At 37.6% G+C, this 18,579-nt stretch carries 17 protein-coding genes; 14 read left to right on the top strand and 3 right to left on the bottom strand.

Annotated features, from left to right (window positions below; translation table 11 throughout):
* The first annotated feature begins 203 nt into the window (after nucleotides 1–203).
* Together rsmD and coaD are read left to right on the top strand one after the other, a co-directional pair.
* Nucleotides 204–776, top strand: coding sequence for a 16S rRNA (guanine(966)-N(2))-methyltransferase RsmD (gene rsmD / locus J2S08_RS17670; RefSeq protein WP_307231888.1), 573 nt, complete (start codon nucleotides 204–206; stop codon nucleotides 774–776).
* Nucleotides 773–1,255: a pantetheine-phosphate adenylyltransferase gene (coaD, locus tag J2S08_RS17665; protein ID WP_307231886.1), complete on the top strand. Its 483-nt coding sequence runs from the start codon at nucleotides 773–775 to the stop codon at nucleotides 1,253–1,255. Before rsmD ends, coaD begins: the two co-directional genes overlap by 4 nt.
* Before the next feature lie 420 nt (nucleotides 1,256–1,675).
* On the opposite strand, the gene ylbJ is transcribed toward coaD, so the two are convergent.
* Nucleotides 1,676–2,893 (bottom strand): sporulation integral membrane protein YlbJ, encoded by a 1,218-nt coding sequence (gene ylbJ / locus J2S08_RS17660; RefSeq protein WP_307231884.1) that lies wholly within the window; start codon nucleotides 2,891–2,893, stop codon nucleotides 1,676–1,678.
* Nucleotides 2,894–3,326: 433 nt separating this feature from the next.
* Between ylbJ and J2S08_RS17655 the strand changes: the two genes are divergently transcribed.
* On the top strand, nucleotides 3,327–4,124 hold the full coding sequence (locus J2S08_RS17655; RefSeq protein ID WP_307231882.1) for a patatin-like phospholipase family protein: 798 nt from the start codon (nucleotides 3,327–3,329) through the stop codon (nucleotides 4,122–4,124).
* Nucleotides 4,114–5,166, top strand: coding sequence for a SepM family pheromone-processing serine protease (locus tag J2S08_RS17650; RefSeq protein ID WP_307231881.1), 1,053 nt, complete (start codon nucleotides 4,114–4,116; stop codon nucleotides 5,164–5,166). The genes J2S08_RS17655 and J2S08_RS17650 overlap by 11 nt, the downstream gene beginning before the upstream one ends.
* A gap of 53 nt (nucleotides 5,167–5,219) precedes the next feature.
* On the opposite strand, the gene J2S08_RS17645 is transcribed toward J2S08_RS17650, so the two are convergent.
* The gene (locus J2S08_RS17645) at nucleotides 5,220–6,440 is read right to left on the bottom strand and encodes a nucleotidyltransferase (protein ID WP_307231879.1); all 1,221 of its coding nucleotides are present in this window, start codon (nucleotides 6,438–6,440) and stop codon (nucleotides 5,220–5,222) included.
* Between the two features lie 1,058 nt (nucleotides 6,441–7,498).
* Between J2S08_RS17645 and J2S08_RS17640 the strand changes: the two genes are divergently transcribed.
* From J2S08_RS17640 to J2S08_RS17630, 3 genes are all read left to right on the top strand, one after another.
* Nucleotides 7,499–8,038: a YceD family protein gene (locus tag J2S08_RS17640; protein WP_307231877.1), complete on the top strand. Its 540-nt coding sequence runs from the start codon at nucleotides 7,499–7,501 to the stop codon at nucleotides 8,036–8,038.
* Nucleotides 8,039–8,073: 35 nt separating this feature from the next.
* Nucleotides 8,074–8,247, top strand: a complete 174-nt coding sequence (rpmF, locus tag J2S08_RS17635; protein WP_307231875.1) for a 50S ribosomal protein L32 — start codon at nucleotides 8,074–8,076, stop codon at nucleotides 8,245–8,247.
* A 190-nt stretch (nucleotides 8,248–8,437) separates the two neighbouring features.
* Nucleotides 8,438–9,037: an RsfA family transcriptional regulator gene (locus J2S08_RS17630; RefSeq protein WP_307231873.1), complete on the top strand. Its 600-nt coding sequence runs from the start codon at nucleotides 8,438–8,440 to the stop codon at nucleotides 9,035–9,037.
* A gap of 113 nt (nucleotides 9,038–9,150) precedes the next feature.
* Here J2S08_RS17630 and J2S08_RS17625 read toward each other — a convergent pair whose 3' ends face one another.
* Nucleotides 9,151–9,630 carry an N-acetyltransferase gene (locus J2S08_RS17625; RefSeq protein WP_307231871.1) on the bottom strand — a complete coding sequence of 160 codons (480 nt, stop codon included), beginning with the start codon at nucleotides 9,628–9,630 and terminating at the stop codon, nucleotides 9,151–9,153.
* A gap of 308 nt (nucleotides 9,631–9,938) precedes the next feature.
* Between J2S08_RS17625 and J2S08_RS17620 the strand changes: the two genes are divergently transcribed.
* The 7 genes from J2S08_RS17620 (at nucleotide 9,939) to rsmH (ending at nucleotide 18,545) form a co-directional block, all read left to right on the top strand.
* Nucleotides 9,939–11,279 (top strand): acetyl-CoA carboxylase biotin carboxylase subunit, encoded by a 1,341-nt coding sequence (locus J2S08_RS17620; RefSeq protein WP_307231869.1) that lies wholly within the window; start codon nucleotides 9,939–9,941, stop codon nucleotides 11,277–11,279.
* Nucleotides 11,280–11,497: 218 nt separating this feature from the next.
* Nucleotides 11,498–13,021 (top strand): acyl-CoA carboxylase subunit beta, encoded by a 1,524-nt coding sequence (locus J2S08_RS17615; protein WP_307231867.1) that lies wholly within the window; start codon nucleotides 11,498–11,500, stop codon nucleotides 13,019–13,021.
* A 546-nt stretch (nucleotides 13,022–13,567) separates the two neighbouring features.
* Nucleotides 13,568–14,461, top strand: a complete 894-nt coding sequence (locus tag J2S08_RS17610; RefSeq protein WP_307231866.1) for a 2-dehydropantoate 2-reductase — start codon at nucleotides 13,568–13,570, stop codon at nucleotides 14,459–14,461.
* Nucleotides 14,462–14,464: 3 nt separating this feature from the next.
* Nucleotides 14,465–14,860 (top strand): DUF3397 domain-containing protein, encoded by a 396-nt coding sequence (locus J2S08_RS17605; RefSeq protein ID WP_307231864.1) that lies wholly within the window; start codon nucleotides 14,465–14,467, stop codon nucleotides 14,858–14,860.
* A gap of 353 nt (nucleotides 14,861–15,213) precedes the next feature.
* Nucleotides 15,214–16,842 carry a bacillithiol biosynthesis cysteine-adding enzyme BshC gene (gene bshC / locus J2S08_RS17600; protein ID WP_307231862.1) on the top strand — a complete coding sequence of 543 codons (1,629 nt, stop codon included), beginning with the start codon at nucleotides 15,214–15,216 and terminating at the stop codon, nucleotides 16,840–16,842.
* 146 nt (nucleotides 16,843–16,988) lie between these two features.
* Complete coding sequence (gene mraZ, locus J2S08_RS17595; RefSeq protein ID WP_307231860.1) at nucleotides 16,989–17,420, top strand: division/cell wall cluster transcriptional repressor MraZ; 432 nt, start codon at nucleotides 16,989–16,991, stop codon at nucleotides 17,418–17,420.
* 180 nt (nucleotides 17,421–17,600) lie between these two features.
* Complete coding sequence (rsmH, locus tag J2S08_RS17590) at nucleotides 17,601–18,545, top strand: 16S rRNA (cytosine(1402)-N(4))-methyltransferase RsmH (protein WP_307231858.1); 945 nt, start codon at nucleotides 17,601–17,603, stop codon at nucleotides 18,543–18,545.
* The last annotated feature ends 34 nt before the right edge of the window (nucleotides 18,546–18,579 follow it).

Here is an 18,579-nt window from a genome sequence, read left to right as displayed (position 1 = left end):
CTCTCATTTTTATACTATATTTTCATAAGAATTCTTATTTTTTATATATAAGAGGGGCAAGACTAAGAACGTAGTGAAATGAGTAAACTTTTCTCTTTAAAAATAATTTAAACTGCTAGTATTTTCATGTCTGAAGATGATAGCAGCTTGGAAATATTTGTGGTAGGATAAGAAAGAAAAAAGACTAATGTTGTGGTGAGAAAATGAGGGTGATTTCTGGAATTTGTAAAGGCAGGCCATTAAAGGCAGTGCCTGGAAGCCAAACAAGACCAACGACGGATAAAGTGAAAGAAACGATTTTCAATATGATAGGTCCTTACTTTTCGGGAGGTATAGGGTTGGATTTATTCGCTGGAAGCGGCGGACTAGGAATTGAAGCTTTAAGCCGGGGAATAGATCGAATGATTTTTGTTGATAAAAATAGAAAAGCTGTGCAAACAGTGAAGCAAAATATACAATTATGTCAATTTCAAGACCGCAGTGAGGTCTTCTGTAATGAGGCAATCCGAGCTTTAAAGGCAATCATGAAACGTGAACTTTGTTTTGAAGTCATTTTTTTTGATCCGCCATATGACAAACAACATTTAGAAACATTGCTGCAAATGGTTGACGAAGCGCAGCTATTATCTGCAACTGGCTTTCTTGTTTGCGAGCATAAGGAGACTCTCATTTTGCCTAGGGTGATTGGAACCTTGGAACAAATTAAAAATCATACTTTCGGAATGACTGGTTTAACCATTTATACGAAGGAAAAGAATGAGGGGATTAACAAATGACGAGAATCGCAGTGTGCCCAGGTAGTTTTGATCCTATTACATATGGTCATCTAGATATTATTAAAAGAGGTGCGAAAGTTTTTGATGAAGTATACGTGGTTGTGCTCAACAATTCATCAAAGAAATCATTGTTTTCTATTCAAGAGCGAATGGATCTCATTGGGGAAGTCACGAAACAGATTCCGAATGTGAAGGTTGATTCTTTTCAAGGGCTGCTTGTCGATTATGCAAATAGTGTGCAAGCAGATGCGATAATTCGAGGTCTACGTGCTGTTTCTGATTTTGAATATGAAATGCAAATTACTTCTATGAATAGAGTACTGAATGATAAAATTGAAACCTTTTTTATTATGACTAATAGTCAGTATTCCTTTTTAAGTTCTAGTATTGTTAAAGAGGTTGCCCAGTACAACGGAAATGTTTCTGACTTGGTTCCTCAAGAAGTAGAAGATGCGTTAAGAAATAAGTTTTCTCTATAAAACACATTTTACAGCATCTATTGATTTTTTCTTTCCAATCTAGCGGAATATAGATATTATTGAAAAATGTATCAAATATGAGACATCGAGCATTTTTATATATTGAGCATGTCAATAACTGTTATGAGAAAGAGAAATGACATGTTAAAAATGATTAAAATCGATTTGTTTGTTATTTATATTCGTTGGATATCCAATAATCTTTAAGATTATTTCTTACAAGTTAATAGATCTTCTTTATATTAAGTATGATTATGGGATTTACTAATTCAATCATAACAACCACTGCTTTTATAAAATTCGAGCGGGAGAGTCCATGTTTTGACCATCAAGTTAACGAAAAATAAGTGTTCATCGCTTTTTTTCGTTAGCTTGTTTTTTCATTGACAGCGTATCTTCTCTCCCAAAAACAATATATATTTATTGATTCATCCTTCTTATATAAATAAACACGTAAAGTATAAAGCTCATTATTGTCATTGGCGGTCCAGCTGCTTTCAACCAATAAAGGAGATTTTCTCCCCACATACTTGCTTCCTGAAGAAAAACAGGAACAGCACTCTCTGATTGGTGAAAATGGAAAAACCTGATGTAAATAGGTTTCCAGACTAAATAACAGATAATGGCCGCTAAGCACGCTTGCATCACTCTAGCAATTAAATATGGTTTAAACCGAATATCGCTTTCAGCTAAAATACTGGCAACTTGTGCTTGCACACTAAATCCGCTAAATCCTAAAATAAAACTGGTCATAATCGCTTGCTGCATGAGACTAGCTTCTTGTACTTGGCTCGTCATTTGACTTCCAAGTGTAATTTCAAATAAACCGGCAATAAACGGAGTGCTAAGCAGAGGAGATAGATGGAACATGGATAAGATGCCTTCAAATAATTTTGATAAAAAAGCAGTTATATGCAAGTGAAATAAAAGCTTATTAATGACAGAAAACAAAATGATGAAACCGCCGATCATTAAAAGTGTTTGAATAGATGAAATAACTGCGTCGCCTAATTGTTTGCCAATAGGAGCTTTGTTATTGATTCTTGTTTGATGCAGCGCCTGAAATGCATCATTTAAAAGCCGTTTTCTTTTTCTCTTGCTTGTTTTATTCATTTTTTCTGTGAGTATTCCGTGAAATCTCATGATGATACCGACACAAGTATTGCTTAGATAATGAACACCTGCAAGTATAATACCAAGGCTTGGATTGTAAAAAAAACCGACGGAAACTGCACCAAAAATAAATAATGGACTAGATGAGTTGGTAAAAGAAACGAGGCGCTCCGCTTCCATTTGTGTTAAATGTCCTTCTTGACGAAGTCGAACCGTTAATTTCGCACCTGCAGGGAAGCCTGTCGCCATTCCCATTGCCCAGGCAAATCCACCTACACCGGGAACACGAAATAAAGGCCTCATTAATGGTTCAAGTAATACGCCAAGAAATTTAACGACACCGAAACCAATGAGCATTTCGGAGATTACAAAAAAAGGAAATAATGATGGAAATACTATTTCCCACCACATATTCAATCCACGAATGGAGGCCTGAAATGTTTCTTTTGGAAAATAGATCATCGATGCAGCCATGAGCGTTACTGTTAAGGCGAGGAAAATTGTTTTTAATTTTGAAAGACGCAAGCTTTCCTTCCCTCCATTTAGTGAGATTTCAAAAGGAGAACAAATGCCACGATATTAAGAGAGCATGGCTGACACTTTTCCCGTATTGTAGAACTTTTTAAGCTTATAACGGGAATTTCTTAAATACTCCGTTGTCTCGTTGTATTTTCCTTCTTTAGCTGTAGTCCCATTTGGAGGTTCTACGTTTAAAAATGAAGGCCAATCGAACAATAATAGATAAGGAGTTAGAGAAGAGGAAAAAATCTCAATCTCTTTAGATTTCAAAAAAACATTTACTCAATATTTTTTCGCACTTTTGAAATAACTGTTGGTTTGTCCTCCTAAGATTCAATATACTCATGAAGATAGGAAATAGACCATAAAATAAAGCAACACTTCTTTTGTGATTGTGCGATTCCTTTATGATACACATAGGTTGAATAAAGGGGAGATGATGATGGAACCAACAATTGGTTTGGCACTTGGATCTGGAGGAGCTAGAGGATTTGCACACTTAGGTGTAGTAAAGGTGCTGACTGAAAATAATATCTCGATCGATTTCATTGCTGGAAGCAGTATGGGAGCTTTGATTGGATGCTTTTTTGCAGCTGGTCATGAAATAGATCAACTGATTAAATTTTCATATGCATTTAAACGGAAATTTTTTATCGATGTGACCGTTCCGAAAATGGGGTTTATTTCTGGAAAACGTCTAAAAGATTTTATTAGCTTGTTTACTCACGGGAAAAACTTGGAAGATTTAAATATTCCCGTTTCTGTTGTCGCAACAGACCTTCAACGAGGAGAAAAGGTCGTTTTTAGAAAAGGGAACGTTGCTAATGCTGTCCGAGCCAGTATTTCAATTCCCGGTATTTTTGTTCCAGTAAAGTGGAATGGCACGCTGCTCGTTGATGGCGGTGTGATTGACCGTGTTCCTGTTTCAGTTGTAAAAGAGATGGGGGCAGATATTGTGATAGCTGTCGATGTTTCCCATGTGAATAAACAAGCAGATGTAAAGACGATTTATGATGTGATCATGCAAAGCATTGATATTTTACAAATGGAGCTGGTTCAAACAAGAGAGCTAGCTTCTGATGTAATGATTCGTCCACATGTTGAAATGTTCAGTACAAGAGCTTTTACAAATTCTAAAGAAATGATTATGATAGGTGAAGATGCAACAAAGCAGATGCTGCCTACTATCAAAGCAGTGATTGAAAACTGGAAGGAGACCAACTCGAATGCAACGTAACAAATTATTTCGCAGACTACTCCTCATTATGTTTATTTTAGTCCTTGTATCATTTTACCGCTTGCCTTACTTTGTACAGAAGCCTGGAGTTGCTCGTGAATTACAACCGATGATTGAGGTGGAAGGCGGTAATACAGGAGAAGCAGGGACATTTATGCTGACAACAGTGCAAATTGGAAAGGCGAATCTCTATACGTATGCGTTAGCCCATTTCAATAAATACGAAGAAATTCTAACAACAAAAGATTTGCGCTTAGAGGGGGAGTCAGAAGAGGAATATAACGTGCGGCAACTATATTATATGGAAAACTCTAAGCATCATGCTGTTCAAGTTGCTTATGAAAAAGCAAACAAAGAGGTGCGTTTTGATTATAAGGGAGTATATGTATTAAAAATAGTAGACGGTATGCCTGCGTCGAAGGTGCTAAAAGCAGGAGATCGAATTATAAAGGTGGATGGTCATCAGTTTAGTGCCTCGCAAGAATTTATCGATTATGTTGGAAAAAAACAAGCAGATGATATCGTTCGCATTACATTTTTGCGTAATGATAAAGAAATGACCAAGGAAATAGCAGTTGCTGCTTTTGACGATACGAGTGACAAAGTTGGAATAGGAGTACAGTTAGTAGATGATCGTGAGATGCATACTGATCCAGCAATTCATGTTGATACAGAGGGCATCGGGGGACCTTCTGCGGGTCTCATGTTTAGCCTCGAAATATACAATCAATTAACAGAAGAAGATATTACACACGGTTATTTTATTGCAGGAACAGGAACGATTTCTCCAAACGGAGAAGTCGGCAGAATTGGCGGCATTGATCAAAAAGTTGTGGCAGCGCATCGTGCTGGTGCAGATTTATTTTTTGCCCCTGATGATGAAATTCCGGATGAATGGAAAGATCATCCTGATGTCTTAACAAATTATGAGGAAGCGAAGAAGACTGCTGAAGATATTGGAACAAATATGAAGATTGTACCTGTAAAAACTTTTGATGATGCGCTTCTCTTTTTAGGAAGTTTAGATAAAAATAAATCCTAGTGCGTTTAAGAAAAAGCCAGTGAAAAGACACTGGCTTTTTCCTTTAGCATCCATCATACATTGCGAGATACAAAAAGCGGAGGCTGTTCGTATTCTAAGCGTCTTAATCGCATCCGTGCTGGTTCTTGATAACCTTGGGCAAATATAGAAGATGCATGAATGTCGAGAGAAATTTTCTCTTTAGGGAAAGCGGAAAGCTTGGAGATAAGCGGAATGTTGAGTTTTTTCTTTATTTGCTGTAAATATGCTCTTCCCTTTTGACTCATCCCCAACAGCCGAAGATACTTGATTTCTTTTGCATGTTCTGCCATCGCAGTCTTTGTTGTATTTGTTAAAATATGTACACACATTCGCTGCAGTCTTGTCCAAGTATAGCGTTTTGTTTTTAATTTACTCATGAAAGATTGAAAGCTGTTTGCCTCAGCCGCTATTTTTATTAGGCGATATTCTAGTCCTTCTTCCACTTCATATATTGCTGCAGTCTCTTCTTCTGTCATGTGCAATAGTCGATATTGTAAAAATGGCCAATAATGTTCCCAATTTGAGTACTGTTTATAAGTATCGAGATAGTGGTGCAGTTCTTCATAAGTTGTTGCGGGGACATAGTTCATAATCGAAGTCAGCTCTCCAGTTTCGACGAGCGCTTTCCTAATAGCTGTCGCACTGGCAATTTGTTCAGTTGTTAAGGTTTCGTCATGGTATCCTGCATTTTTGCGTTCAATCGTAACCGCCTTCATGTTGCTGTTTATTTCCATGGCGGCTTCAATGTAATGATAGCCAAGTATATTATTTGGCTGAGACAAATCTACTAATTGTTCCGTTTGTCCTAAAGACAAAAATGCTTGAGAAAGAGCGGCAGGGTAGCTCATCCCTTTTTTAATTGCAGTACGGATCGCAGCATCATAATCTTGCTTATGTTTGGTTATGGTTTCGTATGTACGCATAAATGCCTTTACTTTTCCAGATTCACTACCAAAACAAAAACCATCACTTTTTAAAGCATCTAAAATAGAAATAGCACCAAAAGCAAATGTCTCTGCTTTTTGAACGGCAAAAGCATATGGAAGCTCAACAACTAAATCAACCCCTGCTAACAATGCCATTTTAGTTCGCGACCATTTGGATGTGAGAGCTGGCTCGCCGCGTTGTAAAAAGTGACCGCTCATCACAGCGATAACGACCTCTGCACCAGTTTGTTGTGCCGCTCGCTGCAGGTGGTAGAGGTGTCCGTTATGGAAAGGATTATATTCAACTATAAGTCCAACACTTCTCATGTGCTATTCCTCCTTATCATCGTATTCAAACGTACTTGAATTTGTCGTCGCTTTTAAATGGTCAGGATATGCGCTTCTAGTACATGAGCAACATTTTCATGATGTAAGCATGTGAATTGCTCAGTAGGTTTCACTCTAGATGCTGTATGCACATTTTTTAAGAGATGGGGAGGGAGATTTCACTATATCATATCACAACATCATATATCGTACATCTAACTAGCAAACCAAAGAAATGACCGCAGTCTAACTGAAAGTCAAATGTGTCTAATAGCTAGGCCTTGAACTTCTTGTCTTAGAACACACGAAGAAAAGCGTTCTTCTTTCTTGATGGCGCTTTGTTTTAGCTGAGATAGCAAGAACGCTTTGAAAGCAATATAATGCATGAAGAGAAAGTGACTTTTCTTTTTCGGTTGCATTGGTTTTTAGCTTGAGATCCTATACGATCACTATCAAAAAATAAACGAATTGTCCCTTTATTTAGGAATATAGAGAAAACTAGCGATGGTTTTTTCCTTTCTGGGGATGCTAGTAAGGAATGCTTTTTCTCCCACATATATGGCAAGTGAAGATCCTTATCCCTACTTTTTATGGAGTCGAAGTAATCTAGATTTTTCTAGATTTGAGTGATGGTTGCAGAAGTGAATTTCTTTCACATGTCATTTCTATTCCGGCAGGATAAGAAAGTTTCTCCCACATCTAACTGGCAGTAAGACCCCCACCTCGGGGAGTAAGAGGGATCGAAGAAGTATAGGTGGGGGATAACTGAAAGTCAAATGTCCGATTGGTTCAACTAACCATGAGTGGGGGATGAGAGAAAACCCCCACTCACGGAAGTTTCACTTTATTAATCAGCATGTACGAATAAAAAATGCTTATTCTTTTTCGATGACATCACGAAATGATTGAAAGCTCCTACCGTTAGAAGTCTCACTTTCGTACATGTTGTGCTCTGAAACATCATAATAAGACAAACCGAGGTTTGAATGTAAAGAAATAATATTGACAAATGGTGGGATGAAGTCTATAATTACTTTTGTTGCTTTGAGGTGATAGTATTGAAATGGTCCATCATTCAATTAAAAAAATTGCAAGATAGAGAACTGGAAATCGATGAAGAAATCAATATAACAGAAAGCCTTCAGAAACGACACCCAGATATCCGAGATCTTTCACCAATCCATGTAAAAGGCAAAATAAATGTGAACGAGCAAAAGATAACATGTTACTTGCAACTAAACGGTTATTTCGTCTTGCCTTGCGCACGTACTTTAGAAGACGTCCGCTATCCGATTGAGGTTGAAACAATGGAAGTATTCTTACTTCAACCTATGGATGAGATAGAGAATACTGAAGCAGGATATCATCTTATAAATGGGGATGTTATTGATCTTATCCCTATCATTGAAGAGTTGCTTCTTTTAGAAGTTCCAATGCAAGTGTTTAGCGAACAAGCTAAAAACGCTTCTACACTTCCATCAGGACATGATTGGAAGGTTCTTACAGAAGATCAAATCAATGGACAAGAGCAGAATGAAGAAAAAGTTGATCCGCGATTAGCAGGGTTAGCCGATTTCTTTTCTAAAAACAAAGAATAAAGAAACTTATTGAATGTTTTAAGGAGGTGGGTAGAATGGCTGTACCTAAAAGAAGAACATCAAAAACAGTAAAAAGAAAACGCCGTACTCATTTTAAACTGCAAGTGCCAGGTATGGTAGAATGTTCTCATTGTGGAGAAATGAAGTTAGCACATCGCATTTGCAAAGCATGTGGAACATATAAAGGCAAAGAAGTTGTAAATAATTAAGAGAAGCATGGGATGCAATATTAGCAATTCATTTATGCTTTGAAGCTTGTAAAATCGTGAAGGAACCATCTTCACGATTTTTTTTAGTTTGTAAGATATAGTCCTATCTCTTCTAGCAATCGCATACGCTGTATAAAGGGAAATTTCAAGCAAACAGTGAAGGTGAGCTAAAACGGCAGGAGGGATAGATGTGACTTCTACTCGTCAAGATGCATGGACAGAAGATGAAGACTTGATGTTAGCAGATACTGTTCTGAAACATATTAGAGAAGGTGGAACACAGCTTCAGGCGTTTGAGAAAGTTGGGAAAAAAGTCAATCGAACGGCTGCAGCTTGTGGATTTCGCTGGAATTCATATGTAAGAAAGCAGTATAAAGCAGGGATTGAGCTAGCAAAAAAACAACGAAAGAACAGCTTAAAGAAAAATGAAGAAGATTCTAATAGGATTGTAAAACAAGTAGAAACAGAGGTTAACAATGATAAGCAGCAATGGACATTGTCGGAGGTATTTCAATATTTAAGCAGCTTGAAAGATGAGAAAGAATATTTGTACGAACAAAACAAGGCTTTAAAAAAGAAAGTCGAAACATTAAATGAAACGGTAAAGCAAATGGAAGCAAGTTGTGAAAAATATAAGCATGATTACAGAACATTAGTTGAAGACCACTCTTCTTTGTTAATTATTCTTGATAAGGCGAGAAAGTTAGCAATGCTAGAAGAGGAGGAGCATCAAGATAAGATTCGTTTTCAAATGGATAAAAACGGAAATTTACAACGTATAGAAAAGTAGTTTCCTTCAGTGGAGTGTTCTCCGCTGAAGGAAGAAAAAATAGGATTTCGATCTTGTTTCTTTCATAATAAGTAATTTACCAGTTGGTTGATCTTATTGTTCATTCATTTTCATTATTCCTTTAATGCTTGTTCACTAACGCCTTCTGGATACCAAACTAAAGGGTTTTCTCCAAGATCACGCTGCATGTCATATGTCACTGGCTGAAAACCCATTTTACTCCAGAATTCGTCTGATTTTAAGCGTGGATTTGTTTTGATTGGCAATTCAAACTTTTTGGCGAATTCAACTAGGGTTTTTCCATAATGTTTTCTACGATACTCTGGAAGTACTTCTAGTTTCCATAGTTCTAAGTAATTTTGCGGTGGATCGAAATATAAATCATATTTGGCATCTCGTTGATAAAGGCTCATTCTTGCTACAAGCTTATCGCCATAGTAGATGCCATAAAAAGGCGAGTCAGAATCATCTTCGATCATATTCATTTGTAAATCTTCAAGCATTGAAAGTTCTTGTGCACCATACTCTTTAAATTTTTTAAATTCCTCTAACGTTTTGTAATTGATTTTTAATTTTTCCACTTTCATAGGCATGAAAAAAAGCCCCCTTTACATTACGCTAATTTTTGTCCTTATCCCCTTCAGGATTTTGTTTCATGCAGGTGAATGTTCAAAGTCGTTTCTCCCATTCCCCTACAAGGAGTTGGAGAGAACGGTGAAGAATAGGTTGCGGATGAAAAGAATCACTTAAAGTGATTTCCTAACATGATTATATACTAAACTATAAAAAATATCTCTACGTAAAGAAGAAAGCGGTTGCATTTTTAGGAGGATTTTTAGTTTTTTTGTAGAAATTATTCATAGAAGAGTGGAAGAAAATTCAATCAGAAAGGGGTTTTAACTTGCAAAAGGTGTTAATAGCCAATCGAGGAGAAATTGCCTCAAGAATCATTCAGACGTGTAAAAAAATGGATATAGAAACAGTAGCTGTCTATTCTGATGCGGATGCATCGCTGCCTTTTGTCCATGACGCGGATGCCGCGTATAGAATTGGCGATTCTCCAGTTAGCCAGTCTTATTTAAATATGGATGCAATCATTGCTTTAGCATTGAAAGAAGGAGTTGATAGCATCCATCCTGGGTATGGACTTTTATCAGAAAATCACTTATTTGCAGAAAAGGTTAGAAATGCGGGTTTGAAATTTATCGGACCGTTAACAGAAACAATCGAAAAAATGGGAGATAAAATTGCAGCACGAAAAACGATGCAGCAAGCGGGAATTCCAGTCGTACCCGGCAGCAATGGCGATGTGGATCATCTTGAAGAAGCACAGAAAATTGCAAAAGCAATCGGATATCCAGTGATGCTTAAAGCGAGTGGAGGGGGCGGAGGAGTCGGAATGGTGCGCTGCGCAAATGAGCAAGCGCTCAATCAACATTTTTCCTCAACGAAAGCACGAGCTAAAGCTTATTTTGGTACAGATGGCGTATTTATTGAGAAATGTATCGAAAACGCCCGTCATATAGAGGTTCAAATTTTTGGAGATCAATATGGAAATATTGTTCATCTTTATGAACGTAACTGCTCCGTTCAGCGCAGGAATCAAAAAGTGCTGGAAGAAGCAGTCTCTCCACAGTTATCAAGCATGACGCAGGATAAATTGTATAGGCTTGCAATAGAGGCTGCAAAGTCAGTTGCGTATGAAAATGCAGGAACGATTGAGTTCATTGTTGATGAACAGGAAAATATATATTTTTTAGAAATGAATACTCGCCTTCAGGTAGAACATCCAATTACAGAGGCGATTACGGGGCTTGATCTAGTAAAATGGCAGTTGTTAGTTGCAGCAGGTGAAAAGCTGCCATTATCGCAAGCTGAAATTGTTCCAAAAGGCCATGCCTTAGAATGTCGAATTTATGCTGAAGATCCACATACTTTCTATCCTTCGCCTGGAGTCATTAAGACATTAGTATGGGGAGAAGTGCCAAGCTGCCGCATTGACAGCGGATATACTGCAGCTTCAGAAGTCACAACATTTTACGATCCAATGATTGCAAAATGCATTATACATGAACAAAATCGCAGTGACTGTTTGCACAAAATGATTCATTTTTTGAAGACTACAAAAATCGAAGGCATTAAAACAAATATCCCTTTCCTTTTGGAAGTGCTTTATAATCATTGTTTTGCAGAGGGAACGTATACAACCAGCTTAACTGCACAAATAAAAAAGCGGTCATAAACAAACAAGCAGATCGTATGCTCCGGAATGAAACTGCTCCAGTAAATTTAAGTATTCTGTCATTATTGATGGAACGAGTGTTGAACGATGTAAAAGCAACTTTTTGATAGACCACTAATCATAAAAAGGGAAGCGTCGTAAATAAATGAGAGGTGCTTACATATAATCTCTCCATTTTGATAGACGCATAAGGGAAGATATAAAAGGAGGTACCACATATGTCAGAATTATTAGAGAACCGTCGCGAAGCTATTAAAGCTGGCGGTGCCCAAAAGTATCATGATAAGTTAGCGAACCAAGGAAAAATGTTCGTGAGAAGGCGGCTTGAATTACTTTTCGATAATGGCCAATATGAAGAAGACGGATTGTTTGCAAATGCAAATTCCGAGAGTTTGCCGGCTGATGGCGTTGTGACTGCAATTGGAAAAGTAAATGAGAAGAAGGTTTGTGTGATTGCAAATGATTCAACTGTAAAAGCTGGATCTTGGGGAGCGAGAACAGTAGAAAAGATGATTCGTATGCAAGAAACTGCTGAAAGATTAAAACTGCCGCTTCTCTATTTAGTAGACTCGGCGGGGGCAAGAATTACAGATCAGTTAGACATGTTTCCTAACCGCCGTGGAGCAGGAAAAATATTTTATAACCAAGTCAAGCTTTCAGGAGTGATCCCTCAGGTTTGTCTCTTATTTGGCCCTTCAGCTGCCGGTGGTGCATACATACCAGCATTTTGTGATATTGTCATTATGGTTGATAAAAACGCTTCCATGTACCTTGGATCTCCAAGAATGGCTGAAAAAGTAATCGGAGAAAAAGTTAGTTTAGAAGAAATGGGCGGAGCTCGCATGCATTGTTCGGTTAGCGGATGTGGAGATCTTTTAGTTAGTAACGAAGAAGAGGCAATTATACAAGCAAAAAAGTATCTCTCTTATTTTCCAGCTAATTATAAGGAGAAGCCAGCAATGCTTGAGGCGTTAGAACCGAAGAAAGGCCGTTCGCTGGAAGCAATTATTCCGACTAATCAAAACGCTCCTTTTGACATGTATGAAGGGATCGAGACTTTGATCGATCAGGATAGCTTCTTCGAAATGAAAAAGCTTTTTGCCCCAGAGTTAATTACTGGTTTTGCCCGCATTGGCGGCCGTGCTGTCGGTATCATTGCTAATCAGCCTAAAATAAAAGGAGGCGTTTTATTTGTTGATTCCGCTGACAAGGGTGCTCGCTTTATTCAACTATGCGATGCCTTTCATATTCCCCTTCTGTTTTTGGCGGATGTTCCAGGTTTTATGATTGGAACAAAAGTGGAAAGAGCGGGGATTATACGTCACGGCGCGAAGTTTATCGCAGCGATGAGTAGTGCCACTGTTCCAAAAATATCTGTCATTGTACGCAAAGCTTACGGAGCAGGCCTTTACGCAATGGCTGGTCCCGCATTTGAACCAGATTGTTGTATTGCGCTCCCTTCTGCCCAAATTGCGGTAATGGGCCCTGAAGCAGCAGTTAATGCGGTGTATTCAAATAAAATTCAAGCTATCGACGATCCTAAAGAGCGTCTTGCTTTTATTCAAGATAAGCAAAAAGAATATGAAGCACATATTGATATTTTTACACTTGCCTCCGAGTTGATCGTTGATGAAATTATTGCCCCAAATGATTTGCGAAAGACATTAATAGAACGTTTCAATATATATGAAACAAAAGAAATTCATTTTAGTACACGAAAACATCCAGTCTATCCAGTATAAAGGCTATTATGAATTGAAATGCGGTTATTCTTTTATCCCACATCTCAATCAAGCCTCCCACACATTAGAAGTGCTAGGTAGGGGATAACAAAAAGTTAAATGTCCGATTGGTGGCGATACATTGCACGAAGAAAAAGCGGTTTCTTTTTTCGAGGACGCTAGGCGATTTTAGCCCTTGTTGTACTTCAGTGGGGGATGAGAGAACCTCCACTGATTTAACCTTAGCCGCGAAAGGATAACTGCTGGTTTTTAACAGAACAATAAATAATTCATGCTTCGAGGAGCTTTCATATTGAAAAGAATTTCTCCTGTACAATTTGGGATTTATTACTTTATCGTATGATTGCCTCCTCAATTGACGCAATTGCATTTAAGAAATAACATGGACCCTTCGCACAATTTCTCTATCCGATTAACTATATATTTGTTAGAATAAAGTTAACATATGATGTTTTTGTAAACTGGAAAATGGGTTCTAATTTTTTAATGTGTTCATTTTCTAGTCTTTACAAGCGCGGATAAAATGCATAAGCAGAGGCGATAAGGATGAGGATTGGGATAATTGGCGGCGGTGCAATTGGTCTTTTGTTTGGCGGATATTTAGGAAGAAAACATCAAACTACAATGATGGTTCGCCGCAAGGAGCAAGCAGTTCAGCTGCAATTGATAGGCATTACGGTACAAAAAAACAATGAAAAGTTTACAGCTTCTGTAAAGGCAACAGCAAATTGCCACGACTTTTCAGAACAAGACTGTATCATAATAGCCGTAAAACAATACCATATACAAGGACTTGTTCATACGCTGCTTTCCATTCCCATACATACACCGCTTATCTTTTTGCAAAATGGGCTTGGTCATTTAGAGGTGCTTGAGAAATTGCCGCACAGCCAAGTTTTTGTAGCGACGGTTGAACATGGTGCGTCAAAAGTGACAGAACAATGTGTCAAGCATAACGGAGTCGGCCAAACGAATATCGCTGTTTTCAGAGGTGATCTTCAGAAAATAGCGGAGCTAATTGATATGCAATCTGCTTCTTTTCCATTTGTATACCATGAAAATAATGAGATAATGCTTCTTCAAAAATTATTAGTCAATGCGACTATTAATCCACTTACAGCAACGTTAGGTGTCGAAAATGGCCGACTCATTCATAATAAACATTATTATCAACTTCTTTTGGCGCTTTTTGAAGAGTTCATCGAGTTGTTTCCACAAATTAATCGTGAGAAAATGAAGACAATGATCATACAAATTTGTACAAATACAAAGGATAATCATTCTTCGATGTTAAAAGATGTAGAAAACGGCCGAAAAACAGAAATAGAGGGGATATTAGGGTTTATTTTAGACAAAGGAGAAAAAGAAGGGCGAGAAATCCCGATCACATGGAGTTTATATCATGTCATAAAAGGGAAGGAGAGAGAGGGGAGAACATAAAAAATGAGCGCTTTTTTTTCTAACTTGCTTGCGGTATTAATGATTTTTCCATTTCTAGGTTATCTCATTATTTTTGTATGTGTGAAGCAAACGACAAAAAATCACCGGATGGCAAAATATATCGGAATTGATTTTACTACGCTGCTGCTTATTTTTTCGGTCCATTATTTAATGATTGTTATTTGGTCAGTATCTTATCTTTGGCTGCTATTTATTATGATGTTTATTATTGGTATTATTCTAGTTTTTTTTCATTGGAAAACAAAAAAAGAAATTCATATTGGAAAAGTGTTGAGAGGATATTGGCGGATACATTTTTTGGTCTTCAGCTCCGTCTATTTTTTTTTACTTCTGTTTGGATTGATAAAAAAAATAGTTGAGGGGTTCGCAAATACTTAATGATTGCTAAAAATTCACAAGACTTCAGCAGTTGCTGTATTTGCACGAAATAAAGTTTGTTCTCGCATTGAATAATAATGAATAACTGATACCTTCTATTTATCACGAGTCTAGTATGCAGCGTGCTGATGAAAAAATTTTTTCTACTGCTATTTAAAAAGGAAGGGAAAATTTACTGATTTATTCTCCTGAATTTAAGCGTTTATACACTTTTTTAGAGTCCTTATTTTTACGGGGCGGTTTTTCAAAGGGTAGAAATCGTTTTCATGATAAGCAACTTTTTTTCATTTCATGTACGCTTTTGCTATACTCGATGCAGAACAATTTGATAAAGAAGAAAGGGAGTACATTTTATGGAATTAGAAAACATCATGATTCCAGCAGTCAACCGTTTTGCTTCCCTCTATATAGAGCAAAAACAGCCTGTCAAGGATTTTTTTCATTATGAATGGAAGAAGGAGAGCGTTTTTGCTGATAGATATGAAGATTTGCAACAGCGTTCATTTCAGCGTGATAAGCTGGCTGCCTGCATCAAGCACTATATGAGCCGGTTCCCACAAGCACAAGAAACAGAAGCGTCCTTAGCAAGGCTCCAAAATGAAGCATCTGCTGTTGTGATTGGTGGACAACAAGCAGGTCTTTTAACAGGCCCTTTATATACGATACATAAAATTATTTCGATTATTCATCTTGCAAAACAAGAAACAGACAAGCTAGGAAAACCGGTCGTTCCTATCTTTTGGATTGCAGGAGAAGATCATGATTTTCTAGAAATTAACCATGTGTTTGTCGAGAAAAATCGAAAGATAGAAAAAATTGGTTACTCAGATAAATCTGTTGGCAAAAAGATGGCCTCTGATATTATATTTGACAAAAAACTGTTGACCAAATGGGTAAAAAATATATTTGAGACGTTCGGTGAAACAAGCTATACAAAAGATGTGCTTGCATCGGTAGAACAGGCAATTGCTAATACTTCAACAATTGTAGATTTCTTTGCTTATCTAGTGATGGATATGTTTAAACATGAAGGTTTGCTTATTATAGATTCTGCTTTTGAACCTTTGCGAGAACTCGAAAAACCATTTTTCAAGCAGCTAATTGAAAATCATAGCGAGATAACAGCAGCTGTCTTAGAACAGCAAGAAATGATTGTACAAAATCACTTTAGCAAGGCAATTGAAATGGAAGAGTATGCAGCAAATATCTTTTACTACGAAAAAAATGAACGGGTGCTCCTCAGTTTTGATCCTCAAGATCAATGTTATATAGGAAAGAATGGGGATCTCCGTATGACAAAGCAGCAATTGCTTCTTCAGCTTGAACAAAATCCGGCATTATTCAGTAATAACGTTGCTACTAGACCGCTCATGCAAGAATGGTTATTTCCTACACTAGCTTTTATCGCAGGTCCTGGAGAAATGATGTATTGGGCAGAGCTAAAAAAAGCATTTGAAGTAATGGATGGCATGATCCCTCCTCTTGTTCCTCGTTTGAATATGACACTTCTAACGAGCGCTCTGGATTCTGATATGAAAGAGCTGAAATTACCGCTGGAACGGGTCCTTCAAGAAGGAACGAAAGCGGAAAGACATGCATATTGGGATACGATCATAGATAAGGATTTAAATAGTCTTTTAGAAGAAACAAAGCATGTTTTAGGTATGCAGTATAAACAGATTCAGCAGAAAATCAAGGAGCTGGATAAAGGCATGCTGCCGCTTGTAGAGAAAAATAAAGAGTTTCATCTTCAGCAAATTGATTTTTTGCAGCGAAAAACGCTCGAACGCTTAGAGCTGAAGCACGATGTCACCTTAGAAAAGTATGCAAGAGTGGAACGTTATCTTTATCCTCATGATTCTCCTCAAGAGAGAATCTGGAATGTTTTTTACTATTTGAATCATTATGGCCCTAGCTTGATTCAAAACTTAACCGATCTTCCTTATCGTTTTGATGGAACCCACCAAATAATCAAAATTTAGCATTTACAAACTGGCTTTGAGTAAGCCAGTTTTTTTTCTGATCAAAAAGTAACATTTTTCTGTTCAAGGGGGGAGAATTTTAAAAAACAAGTGGTGATATGTGGGGGATTGTGGTAAAGTTATCGTAGAAAGTGGGGGACACCGTTATGTTCATGGGTGAATATCAACATAACATTGATTCAAAGGGCCGTTTGATTATCCCAGCAAAATTTCGTGAACATCTCGGTGAACAGTTTGTCATTACAAGAGGATTGGATAAATGTTTATTTGGCTATCCTTTATCCGAATGGAAAGAATTAGAAAGTAAATTAAAAACGCTCCCACTAACGAAAAAAGATGCACGTGCATTTACGCGATTTTTTTTCTCAGGAGCAACAGAGTGTGAAATAGACAAACAAGGAAGAGTGAATTTGCCTGCGACACTCCTTCAATATGCAGCACTTGAAAAAGAATGCGTTGTTTTAGGTGTGTCTAATAGAATTGAAATATGGAGCAAGCATCTATGGGAAGAGTATTTCATGGAGTCGGAGGAATCGTTTGCGGAAATTGCCGAGAATATGATTGGTTTCGATATTTGAGTAATTCAGTATATTAGATGCAAGCTTCTATTTTAACTGGATTTCCGAAAAGAATTCTCCCACTTTAATCAGACCGTAAGGTCGATAAGTGGTGAGTAGTTCACTAGGAATCTCTACCATCGAAGCGGTGAGTCGAGCACTTTAAAAGTTTGTGCCCATATGGCAAGAAAGGGAAGAAAGATGTTCCAGCATACGACAGTATTATTAAAGGAAACAGTTGATGGACTGAATATAAAGCCAGATGGCATCTATGTCGATTGTACACTTGGAGGTGGAGGGCATAGCGCCTATTTGCTGTCGAAGCTTTCAAAAGCTGGCAGACTATATGTGTTTGATCAAGATGAAACAGCACTGTTAAATGCTCAAGAAAAGCTCGCTGCTTACGAAGATCAAGTGATTTATATTAAACAAAATTTTCGCCATTTAAAGGATGAGCTTATAGCTCGTCATGTGGAGCAAGTAGACGGGATCTTATATGATCTTGGCGTATCTTCTCCGCAGCTTGATGTTCCAGAGCGAGGATTTAGTTATCACCATGATGCGCCGCTAGATATGAGAATGGATCGTTCCAGTGATGTTTCCGCTTATGATATTGTCAATCACTGGCCGTATGAAGATTTGGTGCGAATTTTTTTCCAATATGGAGAAGAAAAATTTTCTAAACAGATTGCAAGAAAAATTGAAGCTGCTCGGTCGGAGAAACTTATTCATTCAACAGGTGAACTTGTTGAGCTTATTAAAGAGGGAATTCCTGCACCAGCTCGACGAAAAGGCGGACATCCTGCAAAAAGAATTTTTCAAGCGATTCGGATTGCAGTGAATGATGAGCTTTCGGCTTTTGAGGAGTCGCTTAAATCAGCGATCGGTCTTTTGCGTTCAGGAGGCAGAATCAGTGTGATTACGTTCCATTCGTTAGAAGATCGAATTTGTAAAACGATTTTCAAAGATGCAAGTACTGGTCCGACATTGCCACGAGGCTTGCCAGTGATTCCAGAACATGCTAAACCGGTTCTAAAGTTAATCACAAGAAAGCCAATTTTGCCAAGCGAGGCTGAACTAAAAGAAAATAATCGTGCAAGATCAGCTAAACTTCGCATTGCAGAAAAACAAGCAAACGAAGGTTAGACTCAATCATTACTTTTTATAAAAATCTTTATTG

Source organism: Bacillus chungangensis (assembly GCF_030812995.1).
Taxonomy (GTDB): domain Bacteria; phylum Bacillota; class Bacilli; order Bacillales; family Bacillaceae_C; genus Bacillus_CF; species Bacillus_CF chungangensis.
Note: the sequence above shows the minus strand (reverse complement) of the source record. Positions and strands in the feature narration are given on the sequence as shown.